Here is a 12692-nt window from a genome sequence, read left to right as displayed (position 1 = left end):
GGACCGGACCGGCTCTTTCGTCCCGCCCCTCGCCCGTCCGTGACCCGCGCCCGGATCCGAACGACCACGTGCCGAGCGACCGCGGACCGAGCGACTACGCCAGCTTCTTGGCCTGCGCCTCGACCACCGCGGTCGGCAGCTCGAAGTCGCCACCGCTGCCCATCGCGGCCAGGTTCATCGAGGAGAACGAGGCGAACGAGGCGCCCTGACGCATGCCCACCAGCTTGAGCTGCATCTTCTCCCCGTCGGGGGCAGCCATCTCCACGGTCCAGGCAGCCGCTTCCTCGCCGCCCGTGACCTGCGCCTCGGCCACCTTGGTGATCTTGTTCTTTTCGCCGGCCGCCGTGAACTCGAACCCGCCCGCGCACTCGGTGGCCGCCTTGCGCAGCGCGGCGAGCGAGTCGGCCGCGCCCGTGCCGTCGTACGAGCCGAGGGCGAGCTGCGTCGTCGTGACGTCCATCGCCGCCTTGAGCAACTCCTCGGGCTTCAGGACTTCCTTTTTCTTGGGCTCGCTGACGACCGTCCGCACGGTGAACGCCGCGGGCTCGCCGGCCTCCGCGCCCATCAGCGCATGCGCGAGCGGGGCGCAGGCCGCGTTCGCGGACTTGATGTCGCCCTTGGAGATCGTGTCCTTGGGCGCGGCCTTGGCGATCTTGTGGCCCTCGACGTCGCCCTGGACCAGTGCTGCCTTCTCCAGTTCGGCTGCGGTCAGCGCCTTGGTGGCCGGTTTCTCGGCGGCGGACCCCTTCGCCTTGGTGTCCGCGCCCTTGTCACCGGATCCCGACCCGGAGTCCGGGCCGCCGCATGCGGTGACGAGGAGGGCCACGCACGCCGCGGTGGCGGCAAGGGCGGTACGGCGTATGACGGTGGGTCGCATGATCCGGATCCGTATCTCTGAGCGGGGCTTGCGGATTCGACTCACCCTAGGAGCGAAATTGTTTGATGATCAATCAGATTGGGCAAGCCGCGCGATCGTGACGGTGCTGTGATCACGCTGTGAATGAACTGTCCGCTACCGCGATGTACAGAAATCGCAACACGGAAGGGCAAACCCACCCATGATGAACGACGATACAACCTCTGTCGTGCTGCGGTCGGTTGGTGTGGCAGAGGACCGGATCGCCACCCGCACGCCTCTCACCGGAGGCACCTTCAACGCCGTCACCCGGGTCACCCTCACCAACGGCGACGAGTGGGTGGCGAAGGTCCCGCCGCCCGCGATCGGCGGGACCTTGATGAGCCATGAACGCGATCTGTTGGTCAACGAGGTCGAGTTCTACGCCTGCGCGGCCGGTACGGCACCGGTGCCCCGTGTCCTGCACAGCGAACTCGACCCGGCCTCACCGACCGGACCGTACGTGATCGCGTCGGCCCTTCCGGACGCCCCTGAGTGCTGGGCCCTGGGCGACGTGGAATCGGCGCTGCGGCCGAGGGCCTGAGCTCAGCGGGTTCCACCGATCGGGCCGGCTGCCAGCCGGTCGGCCTGTCGGGTGGTGGGGTGGTCGGACGGGTGTCAGCGTTCCGGACGTTGGAGCAGGTGCGTGAACGCTTCCAGGTTCCGCGTGGACTCGCCGCGCGAGACCCGCCACGCGTACTCCTTGCGGATCGCGCTCGCGAAACCCAGTTCCAGCAAGGTGTTGAACGAGCCGTCGGCGGCCTCCAGGACCGTGCCGAGCAGTCGGTCCAGCTCCTGCGGCGTGATCACGGATAGTGGCAGTTTGCCGGCGAGGTAGATGTCACCGAGTCCGTCGATCGCGTAACTCACGCCGAAGAGACGGAGGTTGCGTTCCAGCAGCCAGCGGTGGACCGCCGCGTCGTTCTCGTCCGGGTGACGGATGACGAAGGCGTTGAGGGAGAGGGAGTGCCTGCCGACGCGCAGCGAGCAGGTGGTGGACAACTTACGCGTGCCCGGCAGCTTGACGACGTAACTCCCGGGTTCCGGGCTCTCCCATTCGAGCTCGGCTTCCTTCAGGGTCGCCTCGATGATCCGCGCGACCTGCGTGGGCTGCTCCGTCGTCTCCGTCGTCTCCGCCGTCTCCGTCCTCTCCCCCGTCTCCGTCGGCTCGGCCTGCGCGGCTCCGTCGGCGCGGCCTGGCCGGTCCTGCTGTCCGGCCCGGTCCCGCCCTTCCCGATCCTGCACTTCGGCCCGGTCCTGTTCTTCTGCCTGCTCGGGCTGCCCGGCCCGCGACGTCACGTCGGCCGTCGCCGCATCAGCCGTCGCTGCTTCCTCGGGTACGTCAGCCATGGTGCGAGCGTACGTCAGCCATGGTGCGAGCGAACACGACGGCGGCGCGCGTGCATCGCGGCCGTGTACACGTCGGCGGTCGCCGACGCGGCGGTGTCCCAGCCGAACCCCTGCGCGTGGGCCGCCGCCGCCGCGCCCATCCGGGCGACCAGGTCCGGCGCGTCCGCGAACCGGGCCAGTGCCTCCGCGTACGCCCGCGGTTCGTGCCCCGGTATCAGGAAGCCGCTGACCCCGTCCCGCACCGCCACCGGGAGCCCGCCCACGGCCGCCGCGACGACCGGGGTGCCCGCCGCCTGCGCCTCGACCGCGACGAGCCCGAAGGACTCGCTGTGCGAGGGCATGACCAGTACGGACGCGGCCCGGAACCAGTCGGCGAGCTCGTGCTGCCGCACCGGCGGCTGGAACCGTACGACATCCGCGATGCCCAGCCGTGCCGCCAGCTTCTGCAACCCCTCCGGCTTGGCGAGCCCGCTGCCGCTCGGACCGCCGACGATCGGTACGACCATTCGGGTGCGCAGCGAGGGGTCCCGGTCCAGCAGCACCGCCACGGCCCGCAGCAGCACGTCCGGGGCCTTCAGCGGCTGGATCCGGCCCGCGAAAAGCGGGATCAGGGCGTCCTGCGGCAGTCCGAGCCGGGCCCGGGCCGCCGCGCGCCCGTCGGCAGGGCTGAAGCAGTCCAGGTTGACTCCGGGGTGGACGACGGCGACGGAACCGGGGTCGGCCGCGTAGAAGCGGACCAGTTCGTCCGCCTCCTCGGAGGTGTTGGCGATCAGCCGGTCGGCCGCGTCGACGATCTGGGTCTCGCCGATGACGCGCGCGGCGGGCTCCGGGGTGTCGCCCTCCGCGAGCGCCGCGTTTTTGACCTTGGCCATGGTGTGCATGGCGTGGACGAGCGGAACGCCCCAGCGCTGGGCGGCGAGCCAGCCGACATGACCGGAGAGCCAGTAGTGGGAGTGGACCAGGTCGTAGTAGCCGGGACGCTGACCGGCCCACGCCTGCATGACACCATGCGTGAAGGCGCAGAGCTGGGCGGGCAGCTCCTCCTTGGCAAGTCCTTCGTACGGCCCCGCGTCGACGTGCCGGACGAGGACGCCGGGCGCCAGATCGACCGCCGGGGGCAGTCCGCCGGTGGTGGACCGGGTGAAGATCTCGACCTCGATGTTGATCGCGGCCAGGCGCCTGGCCAGCTCCACGATGTAGACGTTCATGCCGCCCGCGTCGCCCGTGCCGGGCTGGTGCAGGGGCGAGGTGTGCACGGAGAGCATCGCGATACGGCGCGGCTTGCGGTGACCGCCGGGGAAGGCCGCGGGGAACCTGAGACGCGGCGCCACACGACTGCTGCCGAGCCGGGAGACGTACTGACTCACGCCGTCCGGTCCTCCTCACTCAGGGCGCGTCACGGAGGGACCCGAGCCCCTCCCGCGGGCGAAAACAGCGGAACCTCTCCTTTCATTTCCGCTTTACCAAATCATTACGAACATCGCCGCGCGGAATCCGCGCCACAGGCCACAGGCCACGGGGCACGGGCCACAGGCCACGGGCCACGGGCCACGCGGGCTCGACGCGTGCGCCGCCTCCCACTCCCCCGTCCACCCACCCGGCCGTCAGCTGCCGGCTGCCCCGCCGTCAGCCTCCCGGCCGTTCCCACCGCCCCGCTGTCCACCACCCCGCGGTCGTTACGCTCGTTGCCATGCGCCCCATCGGCACCGCGACCCGCGGGACCACCAACCCGAACCGGCTCCGCCGCATGGACCGCTGGATCGCCGCCACCCACGGCCCGGCCCTGCACCGCTCCGGCGCCCCCCTCGCCATCGATCTCGGGTACGGGGCCGCTCCCTGGACCGCCGTCGAGTTGCTCCAGCGCCTGCGCACCGCCGAACCGCGCACCGAGGTGGCCGGCATCGAGATCGATCCGGAACGGGTCGCGGCGGCGAAGCCGTACGAGCGTGAGGGCCTCACCTTTCTGCACGGCGGCTTCGAGATCCCGGTCCCCCGCCGCCCCGACCTCATCCGGGCGGCGAACGTGCTGCGCCAGTACGACGAGGGCGAGGTGGCGGAGGTCTGGCGCCGGCTGTGCGCTCGCCTCGCGCCGGGCGGGCTGCTGGTGGAAGGGACCTGCGACGAGATCGGCCGCCGGCACGTGTGGGTGGCGCTCGGACCCGAGGGGCCGCGCACGGTGACGTTCGCGACCCGGCTCGGGTCCCTGGACCGCCCCTCCGACCTGGCGGAACGCCTGCCCAAGGCCCTGATCCACCGCAACGTGCCGGGCGAACCGGTCCATGCCTTCCTGCGCGACTTCGACCGGGCGTGGGCCGCGGCCGCCCCGTACGCCGCGCTCGGCGCCCGGCAGCGCTGGATCACGGCGGTACGGGCGCTGTCTGCCGACTGGCCGCTGGCGGACGGGGTACGACGCTGGCGCCAGGGCGAGGTCACGGTGCGGTGGGCCGCGCTCCGGCCCGACGCGTACTGAGCCGCGTACTGAGCCGTCGGCCCCGACAGGTGCCGAGACGCCCGACAAGTACCCCGACAAGTACTGAGCCGGGCTCTCGGACAGGTACTGAGCCAGGGCCCCTGACAGGCACCGCCCCGGAGCCCTGACACGTCGTGAGCCAGGGTCGGCGCGCACCGGCCTGCGCGCCGGTGGCTCCGGCGCGCACCGAGGCGTCGGCCAACCCGCGCGATCCCGCAACAGCGCGCGTGGTCCTCTGTTGCTTTTCGGTACGACATGGCACGATCACGCCAGCGACCAATAGTTACTGACGGTTAATCATGTGTTTTCGGAGGGGGACCACGTGAAACGACGTCACTGCGCCACAGCCGCGATCACTCTGGTCTGTGCACTGACCGTGCTGACCGCGCCGGTCGAGGCGTTCGCCGCGCCCTCGCCGCCGTCCCCCACCGCATCGCGGCACGCATCGGACTCCGAAAGCCTCACCGGCACCAAAACCGGGGCGAAGGCGAAGAAGCCGCCGAAGGCGCCGAAGCCGAAGAAGAAGAGCCTCGAAGAGGTACGCAAGGAGATCGAGGCCCTCTACCACAAGGCGGGCGCGGCCACCGACGCGTACAACCTCGCCGCCGAGAAGGCCAAGAAGCAGTCCGACGAGATCGTCAGACTGGCCCGGGCCATCGTCGCGGGCCGGGCGAAGATCACCGAACTCAAGAGCCAGGCGGGTGCCCAAGCCCGTGAGCAGTACCGCAGCGGCGGGCTGCCGCCCGGGGCGCAGTTCATGCTGAGCGACGATCCACAGCTGTTCCTGGACGGAGTGAGCCGGATCCGGGAGGGCCAGCAGGCCGCCCGCGGCGTCCTCGGTGAACTGAACAGGACCCAGCAGAACCTGGAGACGTACAGCAAGGACGCGAGCGCCAACTGGGAGAAGCTCGAAGCCAGCCGCCTCAAGCAGGCCGAGGCCAAGAAGAAGATCAAGGAACAGATAGCGGCGGCGAAGAAGCTCGAATCCCGGCTTGAGAAGGACGAGCGCGCGCGGCTGCTCAAGCTGGAGCGGGAGGCCGCGTACAAGATGCAGACGGCCTGGCTCGGCTCGGGCGCTCTGAAGGACATCAACCGCGAGGCGAGCGAGAGCGGAAAGAGGGCGGTGGCCTTCGCGACCTCGCAGATCGGCAAGCCGTACGTGTGGGGCGCCGAGGGCCCCGACTCCTACGACTGCTCGGGGCTGACGTCGCAGGCGTGGGCCGCGGCCGGTCGGCCGATCCCGCGCACCTCACAGGAACAGTGGCGGCTGCTGCCGCGCATCGCCATCAAGGACATGCGCCCCGGTGACCTGATCATCTACCACGACGACGCCAGCCACGTGGGGATGTACATCGGCGACGGCGCCATCGTCCACGCCCCGCGCCCCGGCCGCGACGTCACACTGGCGGGGGCGGGTTCGATGCGGATACTCGGCGTGGTCCGCCCGGACAAGTAGGAACGCCACCTCTTTCCACGCGCCGGGCTCGGCATCAAGTGTTCCGGCCCCGCACGATCGCCCTGCCCCGTGTGGGGGCCCTGCCCCGCCCGAGCGCCCTGTCCTGCGTGGGGCCCCCGTCACACCGGAGGGCCCCGTCACGCCGAAGCGGTCCACCGGCCGAGCGCCCCGCCGTTCCTGAGCGGCTCGCCTCACCGTCGTGACCCACCTCACCCCGGTGACGCACTCGTCGGGGCCCACGCCCCTGGCAGTGACACGCGCCACGGCCGCGCCCGCGTGAGCTTTCTCATGCCCGGTCGCCCGTCCCTCGGCCCCTGACCCGGCGCTTCCCGCCGGATCCGCGGCCGGACGGCGGCATATACCCGGGCGGACACGGCTGGCGGCCCGGTGCATCACCGGGCCCATGGCCGGCGCATGACGGCGGGCGGTCGCGGTACGCCATTCCGTTTCCCCGCCGCCGCCCGCTATCGTCCCCGTCTGGCGGTTCGTCGTTCGTCGTCCCGCCGCACCCTCGGGGGGGAGGGAAGGAAACCCGAGCCGATGCCCGTACCCGTACCGCAGGAGCACACCCCTCTCCCTGCGGAGACCTCCCCCGGCACCGACCTCACCCTCACCCTGCTGGTGATCGAGGACGACCCCGCGGGCACCTTCACCGTTCCCGAACTCCCGGCCTCGGCGGGCACCCGGATACGTGTCCGTACAGCCCGCAACCTGACCGAGGCGGACCGGCTCCTCACGGACGACGTGGACTGCATCCTGCTGGACCTGGCCCTGCCGACCGGTGCCGAGTCACGCACCGCCCGCACCGGCAGCGTCCGGGAGACAGCCGGGTCCGCCCAAGGAGCGACGCGACCAGCGGAGGCCGCGGCCGCGCTCGCCACGCTGCGGCACGTCCTGCGGCTCGCCCCGCGCCACGCAGTCCTCGCCCTTACCGCGCGGGACGACACCGAGCTGGCTGCCGAGGCGGTACGTGTCGGCGCCCAGGACTACCTCTTCCGCGGCGAACTCGACGGACGGCTGCTCAGCCGCGCTATCCGGTACGCCGTCGAACGCAAGCGAGCGGACCTCGCACAGCGCCAGCTCACCGAGTCCCGGCTGCACGCCCAGGAGAACGCCCGCCTCGAACGCGGTCTCCTCCCCACTCCGCTGCTCGGGGGATCCGACCTGCGCTTCGCGGCCCGTTACCGCCCCGGCCGCAGCCGCGCGCTGCTCGGCGGCGATTTCTACGACACGGTCCGTACCCCCGACGGAACCGTGCACGCGATGATCGGTGACGTCTGCGGCCACGGCCCGGACGAAGCGGCGCTCGGCGTCGAACTGCGCATAGCGTGGCGGGCGTTGATCCTCGCCGGGCTCTGCGGCGACGAACTGCTCGCCACGCTCCAGCAGGTCCTGCAGCACGAACGGCAGAGCGAGGAGGTCTTCGCGACGCTGTGCACCGTCGACATCGCCCCCGACGGCCGAAGCGCCGGTCTCTGCCTCGCGGGCCACCCCGCCCCGCTGCTCGCCCGGCACGGACGAGCAGCGCGGCTGCTCCCCTACGAGGACGGCGGACCGGCGCTGGGTCTGCTGCCGCGTGCCCGGTGGCCGCGGCGGCAGGTGGACCTCGGCGGCTCCTGGAGCCTGATGATGTACACGGACGGGCTGATCGAAGGGCGTGTCGGCGACGGCACCCGACGGCTCGGCCAGGACGGCATGGTCGCGATGATCAACCAGCAGCTGGCGGAGGGACTCGCCGGCGAGGATCTGCTGGAGGCCGCGGTCACCCGCGTACGGCAGCTGAACGGCGGCGAACTCACCGACGACGTTGCCGTCCTGCTGCTCGACCGCGACCAGGAACGGATCCGCCGGTACGCGGGCTCCGGCAAGGGCACGCACACCGTTCGGGGCCCCGCCCCGTACGCCGACCGAAGTACCGACACCGACCGAAGTACCGACACCGACCGGAGTACCGACACCGACCGGAGTACCGAAAACGGCCGGAGTACCGAAAACGGCTGGGATCCGGACGGCGGCCGGAATCCGAACAGTGGCCCGAGCCCGAACGGCGGCCGGAATCCGAACAGTGGCCTGTGCACGAACGGGGGCAGGGGCCCGCACGAGGGCGGGGGCCCGGGCCTGAGCATCCCGCATCCCCGCCCCGGATCGGCTTCACCCACGAACGCGGCGGGCGCCGCGTCGGGTCAGCGCCCGCCGTTGTAGGGCCCGTACGGTCCGTCGCTGCTGGAACCGCCGCGCCGGCCACCGCCCGAGACCGCCCTGAGCGCGGGCCGCACGTCCACCAGGAACACGATGGAGGCGACCAGGCCGGCGAGCTGGAGGAAGAGCATCGGCACGAAGAGGTTCACGGCGACGGTGACACCGAGGATGATGAGCCAGAAGGACTTCTGCTGCTTGTCCGCGGCCCGGTAGGCGTCCTCGCGGGCCATCGCAGCCATGACCAGCGCGACCACGGCCAGGACGAGCATGGCCATGTAGAGCAGCCAGATGAGTGTGCTGAATCCTGTGAGCAACATGGAGTGCACCGCCTAGTCGATGGATGAGCCCCTCGCGGCCAAGGTACCGGGGCAACGAGCCGGGTACCCCGAAAAATGCCCGCCCCGGCCGCCGGTACACGCGGCGGTGCCACGGTGCCGCGGCCTGCGGCCCCGTGGCACCGGGGGTTCTGCTTCGCGCCGGAGGCCCTACTTGGCGGTCGGCGGGTTCGTCCGCTTCGCGGCGGGCTTGCGCGCGGGCGCCTTCTTGGCGGCGGGCGTGGCCGGAGCCTTGCCCTCCGCCCCGGCGGCCTTCGGGGCGGGCGCCGCCTTGGCCTGTCCCGGCCCGCCGACCGGCGTCGTCCGCGAAGCGCCCGCGGGCCCGGCGGACCTGGTCCCTGCGGGCCTCGTCCCCGCCGAAGCGGTACCGGCCGGCCTGGCGCCCGTAGACCCGGTCCCGGTCGCCTTGTTCCTGGACGCCTTGGTCCCGGCCGGCCCGGACTCCTTGCGCGGCTCGACGACGGCGGCGATCTCGACGATCTCGTCAGCCGTCTCGCCCCGCCAGTTCCGCACGGTCCGCTCGCCACGCTCGGCGACCTTCTCGTACGTCTCCCGCGCCCGCACCGCGTACTCCGCCGCCACGCCCAGGCTGCGCAGCGCGAGGTCCTGGGCGCTCTCGCCCAGCTTCCGCAGATCGCTGTCGAACGCCCCGATCACCTCGCCGACCTTGGCCTGCACGGTGGCCTGTGCTTCCTTGGCCTGAGCGGCCACCTTCTCCTGCACGGCCTTGGGATCGGTGTTGCGCATCGCCTCGATGCGCTCCGGCGCCTCGGCACGCAGCTGCTCGATCAGTGCCGGGACCTTGCGCGCCTGCTCCACGGCGAGATCGGCCGTACCGGCGGCGAAGTAGAGGGGGGTCGGGTCGGTGAGGGTCTTGCGCAGGTCATCGGTGATGGCCATGACTGTGGTCCTCCCGGATCATCAGACTCAGTGTGAGGGTTTTGAAGGCTTTGACGTCGAAGCCGGGCCGGCGTCCTCCCCGTCGTCGGCCGTATGGGGGCCGTCGGCGCCGTCACCGGATCCAGGTCCGGGCTCGAACCCGTTCTCCTTGCGAAAGGCGTCGTAGATCTGCAGCAACACGCTCTTCTGCCGCTCGTTGATGGACGGATCGGACAGAATCGCCGCCCGCGTCTCCGACTCCTCCCGCTCCCGCTCCTCCAGAATCCCGGCCCGTACGTACAGGGTCTCGGCGGAGATCCGCAGCGCCTTGGCGACCTGCTGCAGGACCTCGGCGCTCGGCTTGCGCAGCCCGCGCTCGATCTGGCTGAGGTAGGGGTTGGACACCCCGGCGGCATCGGCGAGCTGCCGCAACGACAACTGCGCGTTGCGCCGCTGCTCGCGCAGGTACTCACCGAGATTGCCGACGTTGAGCGATGCCATACCCCGATGGTGCACCGCTTCGCTAACTTTTGCAAGCGCTCGCTTGCAAAAGTGCATCCGCCTGTAAAAGTGCATTGCGCCGCTACCGCGAGTACGGGTGTCCGTTCTCAGTAGATGTGGCGAGTCCCAGTGGTTCTGGCAAACGACCTGGCGGAGTCCCGGCGAAGCTGGCCGGCCTGTACGGTCCACCGCATGGTTGACGCGTTCGATGTGGCTCAAGCTCTGCGCGGTGGGATACCCGACAGGGCGCGAGCCTGGGCCTTCGTTCGGGACTTTGCCGCAGCGTGGGCGGAGCCGCTCGTCGACGGCGCGGGTACGCGAGCGGAGGAGCTGGAGCGAGCCGAGGAGATGCTGGGGCTCGCGCTGCCGACCGCGTTGCGCGAGGCGTACTCGCTTCTCGGTACGCGTCACGACCTCACCGGCAACCAGGACCCGCTGCTGCGCCCTGCCGAGCTGTTCGTGCACGACGAGTTCGGTGGAGTGCTCGTCTTCCGCAGCGAGAACCAGGGATGCGCTTTCTGGGGAGTGCGGCTGCGGGACTTCGGTCAGGACGATCCGCCGGTGTTCGTCCAGTCACGGGATGGTTGGGTCCGCTACCTGGAGCGGGTCTCCCTGGCCTGTGTCGAGCTCGTACTCAGCGAGACGCTGCTTGGCAGCGAAGGACGGCTCTACAACGCCTGCGAACTTCCCGCCAGCCTGATTCGAGAGCTGCCGAGTCGGTTCGCGCCGGTGGAGTTTCCCGAGTACCCGATGTGGACGGGGAAGGAAGAGTCACCCGTGTGCTGGTTTTCCGCGCCAGGGAAGCTCTTGCGGCTCGACGGACTGAGTGACCACAGCTGGCTGCACGTTCGGGGAAGTACGTTCGCCGACCTGGAGTCGCTCTGCGCCGCCCTCCCCGGCCACTGGGTACGTAAGTACTCAGAGCCGTTGGAAGCCGACGAACTGCCTTTCTAGGCATCCGAGGGTCTGCTTGGATGACCGGGAAAGTCTGTGAATCGAGCGCAACGGGGGCGTGCGGATGGCTGATCCGTACATCATTCTCAACGAACTCGCCCAAGAGCTTCGGCCGATGCCACAGGGAATCGAGTGGTTCGAGGGCCTCTCGACTGAGGTGCAGTCCAACACCCTGCGCCTCCTGTCACATTTCTGCATTCAGGCCCGCGCCACCGCCGAGGACGGCCCGGAAAGTATCCGACGCGCCGGGCTCCGCGCCACGCATACACCGGCAGTTCTGATCACACGAGGGCGGATCGACCAGCAACTCGGGAAGATCGCCAGTCTCCCCCCGCACGACGAGCGACTCAAGTCATTCCGGCTACTGATCGCGGTGCTGGCCGTCGCCGACGAACGCCGACGAGAGCGCTTCTGCTCCGACGGTTGCGGCCACGCGTGGCATCGCCTGTCTGTCGACACCCCCGAAGCCTCAGCCTGATCCGTCGCGCTTTCGCGCCTACCGGGCCAGTGGCCGGAGGGGAAACATCGCGCTCAGCCTCGGCAGTTTGCGCATCGCCTCGTCTTCGCATCGCACGTCCCACTGCTCGCCACGCGGCCCTGGATTGCCGCCTACAGCGCCCTGCTCGGCTTCGACGGCTTCATAAAATGCGTCGCCGCAGTCGTCATCCGCGCGGGTGAGTAGTCCATACGCCTCCATGGCGACGTAGTCGAGAGACTCCCACTCCGGCCAGTCGTAGTTCCAGAGCTCCCGAGGGCGACCCACCAGGCACTGAACCTCTGGGGTGTCGGCCCGAGAGTCGGGATCGATCACTGCCCGCACGAAGGCTTCCCGACCGATCCCCACCATCCACAGGCCGAAGTAGCAGAATCCGTCGTCCGAACACCAGCCGCCGAATATCCGCTCCGCAGCAGCCCAGAGATCCCAGGTGAAGGCTTCGTGCGTCACTTCGTCCAGGCGAACCTGGAACTGCACGATCTCTGTCAGCGGCCTCCGCGACAACTCGTCACGCAACCACGTCAGCCGTTCGTCCCGGCCCCGCGTCTGCCGTCGGCACTCTTCGATGAGCTTCCAGAAGGAATCGATGTCCACGGCGGCACTGTGCCAGGCACCTCTGACACCGCAAGGTCAGCGAACTATGTTCGAGCAGTGGAGAACACGGAGATCATCATCAAGCTCACCTCTGATGAAGCGCTGGCCCTGTCGGACTGGCTGGAGCGAGTGCAGATGACGGACCTCAGCCGTCTCGTCGACGACGAGGCGGTCTGGGCGCCCATTCATAGGCTGGCCGGAACGCTCGACAAGTCCCTGCCTGGGATCTTCGCAGCGGACTATGGCGAACGCCTGGACGCGGCGCGTCGCAGGCTTCGACCCGCCTCAGACGATCTCGCCAGTGATCACGAAGACTCTGCCTGAGCTGGCTCGCAGCATCACTCACGTGAGGGGTTTCAGCCCAAAACTTCTGGTGGATTCCCATTGATTCTGGACAGTGAAGTCCATGGGGTTGGGTGGGACGAGTGATACGGCACCGCTGGACGTGGGCGGATTCGAGGTCGGTTGGCGGGATGCCAAAGGTGAACACCGCCGACCGCTGAGTGAGGCGGAGGAGGTCGAGTTCGAGACGGGACTGCCAGTACGTGGCTTCCCTTCATACC

13 protein-coding genes and 1 pseudogene are annotated in these 12692 nt (G+C 69.9%); 7 read left to right on the top strand and 7 right to left on the bottom strand.

What is annotated here, in order from left to right; all coding sequences use genetic code 11:
* Positions 1–94 precede the first annotated feature (94 nt).
* Positions 95–877, bottom strand: coding sequence for a hypothetical protein (locus ACGF2V_RS25700; protein ID WP_362709466.1), 783 nt, complete (start codon positions 875–877; stop codon positions 95–97).
* A 208-nt stretch (positions 878–1085) separates the two neighbouring features.
* Here ACGF2V_RS25700 and ACGF2V_RS25695 point away from each other — a divergent pair, with 208 nt between their 5' ends.
* Positions 1086–1439: a hypothetical protein gene (locus ACGF2V_RS25695; protein WP_362709463.1), complete on the top strand. Its 354-nt coding sequence runs from the start codon at positions 1086–1088 to the stop codon at positions 1437–1439.
* A 74-nt stretch (positions 1440–1513) separates the two neighbouring features.
* On the opposite strand, the gene ACGF2V_RS25690 is transcribed toward ACGF2V_RS25695, so the two are convergent.
* Together ACGF2V_RS25690 and mshA are read right to left on the bottom strand one after the other, a co-directional pair.
* A complete protein-coding gene (locus tag ACGF2V_RS25690; protein WP_362709509.1) occupies positions 1514–1987 on the bottom strand; it encodes a YbjN domain-containing protein in 474 nt (157 codons plus the stop codon).
* A 272-nt stretch (positions 1988–2259) separates the two neighbouring features.
* Positions 2260–3612 (bottom strand): D-inositol-3-phosphate glycosyltransferase, encoded by a 1353-nt coding sequence (mshA, locus tag ACGF2V_RS25685; protein ID WP_362625007.1) that lies wholly within the window; start codon positions 3610–3612, stop codon positions 2260–2262.
* Between the two features lie 323 nt (positions 3613–3935).
* Between mshA and ACGF2V_RS25680 the strand changes: the two genes are divergently transcribed.
* From ACGF2V_RS25680 to ACGF2V_RS25670, 3 genes and pseudogenes are all read left to right on the top strand, one after another.
* A complete protein-coding gene (locus tag ACGF2V_RS25680; protein ID WP_362709461.1) occupies positions 3936–4715 on the top strand; it encodes a class I SAM-dependent methyltransferase in 780 nt (259 codons plus the stop codon).
* Positions 4716–5037: 322 nt separating this feature from the next.
* Positions 5038–6171, top strand: a complete 1134-nt coding sequence (locus tag ACGF2V_RS25675; protein WP_362709459.1) for an NlpC/P60 family protein — start codon at positions 5038–5040, stop codon at positions 6169–6171.
* Positions 6172–6711: 540 nt separating this feature from the next.
* A pseudogene (locus ACGF2V_RS25670) lies at positions 6712–8058 on the top strand (PP2C family protein-serine/threonine phosphatase); the annotation flags it as partial.
* Positions 8059–8354: 296 nt separating this feature from the next.
* Here the strand turns inward: ACGF2V_RS25670 and ACGF2V_RS25665 are convergent.
* The 3 genes from ACGF2V_RS25665 to ACGF2V_RS25655 all read right to left on the bottom strand — a co-directional run bounded on the left by ACGF2V_RS25665 (position 8355) and on the right by ACGF2V_RS25655 (position 10085).
* On the bottom strand, positions 8355–8687 hold the full coding sequence (locus ACGF2V_RS25665) for a DUF2516 family protein (RefSeq protein ID WP_362624999.1): 333 nt from the start codon (positions 8685–8687) through the stop codon (positions 8355–8357).
* Between the two features lie 168 nt (positions 8688–8855).
* Complete coding sequence (locus ACGF2V_RS25660) at positions 8856–9605, bottom strand: hypothetical protein (protein WP_362709457.1); 750 nt, start codon at positions 9603–9605, stop codon at positions 8856–8858.
* A 27-nt stretch (positions 9606–9632) separates the two neighbouring features.
* Entirely contained in the window at positions 9633–10085 is a 453-nt protein-coding gene (locus ACGF2V_RS25655) for a helix-turn-helix transcriptional regulator (RefSeq protein ID WP_362624995.1), read from the bottom strand.
* 192 nt (positions 10086–10277) lie between these two features.
* Between ACGF2V_RS25655 and ACGF2V_RS25650 the strand changes: the two genes are divergently transcribed.
* On the top strand, positions 10278–11039 hold the full coding sequence (locus ACGF2V_RS25650) for an SMI1/KNR4 family protein (RefSeq protein ID WP_362709455.1): 762 nt from the start codon (positions 10278–10280) through the stop codon (positions 11037–11039).
* 64 nt (positions 11040–11103) lie between these two features.
* Positions 11104–11517, top strand: coding sequence for a DUF5958 family protein (locus ACGF2V_RS25645; protein ID WP_362709453.1), 414 nt, complete (start codon positions 11104–11106; stop codon positions 11515–11517).
* Between the two features lie 18 nt (positions 11518–11535).
* Here ACGF2V_RS25645 and ACGF2V_RS25640 read toward each other — a convergent pair whose 3' ends face one another.
* Positions 11536–12129 carry a DUF4240 domain-containing protein gene (locus ACGF2V_RS25640; RefSeq protein WP_362709451.1) on the bottom strand — a complete coding sequence of 198 codons (594 nt, stop codon included), beginning with the start codon at positions 12127–12129 and terminating at the stop codon, positions 11536–11538.
* Between the two features lie 57 nt (positions 12130–12186).
* On the opposite strand from ACGF2V_RS25640, the gene ACGF2V_RS25635 reads away from it, so the two are divergent.
* Positions 12187–12453 (top strand): hypothetical protein, encoded by a 267-nt coding sequence (locus tag ACGF2V_RS25635; protein ID WP_362709448.1) that lies wholly within the window; start codon positions 12187–12189, stop codon positions 12451–12453.
* Positions 12454–12692: the final 239 nt, after the last annotated feature.

Source organism: Streptomyces sp. NPDC047982 (genome assembly GCF_043204165.1).
Lineage (GTDB): Bacteria > Actinomycetota > Actinomycetes > Streptomycetales > Streptomycetaceae > Streptomyces.
Note: the sequence above shows the minus strand (reverse complement) of the source record. Positions and strands in the feature narration are given on the sequence as shown.

What these genes read in the sequence shown, in the direction of transcription:
- ACGF2V_RS25650 (WP_362709455.1), top strand. Translation starts at nt 10,278, where the DNA reads ATGGTTGACGCGTTCGATGTGGCTCAAGCTCTGCGCGGTGGGATACCC.
- ACGF2V_RS25680 (WP_362709461.1), top strand. Translation starts at nt 3,936, where the DNA reads ATGCGCCCCATCGGCACCGCGACCCGCGGGACCACCAACCCGAACCGG.
- ACGF2V_RS25665 (WP_362624999.1), bottom strand. Translation starts at nt 8,687, where the DNA reads ATGTTGCTCACAGGATTCAGCACACTCATCTGGCTGCTCTACATGGCC.
- ACGF2V_RS25700 (WP_362709466.1), bottom strand. Translation starts at nt 877, where the DNA reads ATGCGACCCACCGTCATACGCCGTACCGCCCTTGCCGCCACCGCGGCG.
- ACGF2V_RS25645 (WP_362709453.1), top strand. Translation starts at nt 11,104, where the DNA reads ATGGCTGATCCGTACATCATTCTCAACGAACTCGCCCAAGAGCTTCGG.
- ACGF2V_RS25655 (WP_362624995.1), bottom strand. Translation starts at nt 10,085, where the DNA reads ATGGCATCGCTCAACGTCGGCAATCTCGGTGAGTACCTGCGCGAGCAG.
- ACGF2V_RS25660 (WP_362709457.1), bottom strand. Translation starts at nt 9,605, where the DNA reads ATGGCCATCACCGATGACCTGCGCAAGACCCTCACCGACCCGACCCCC.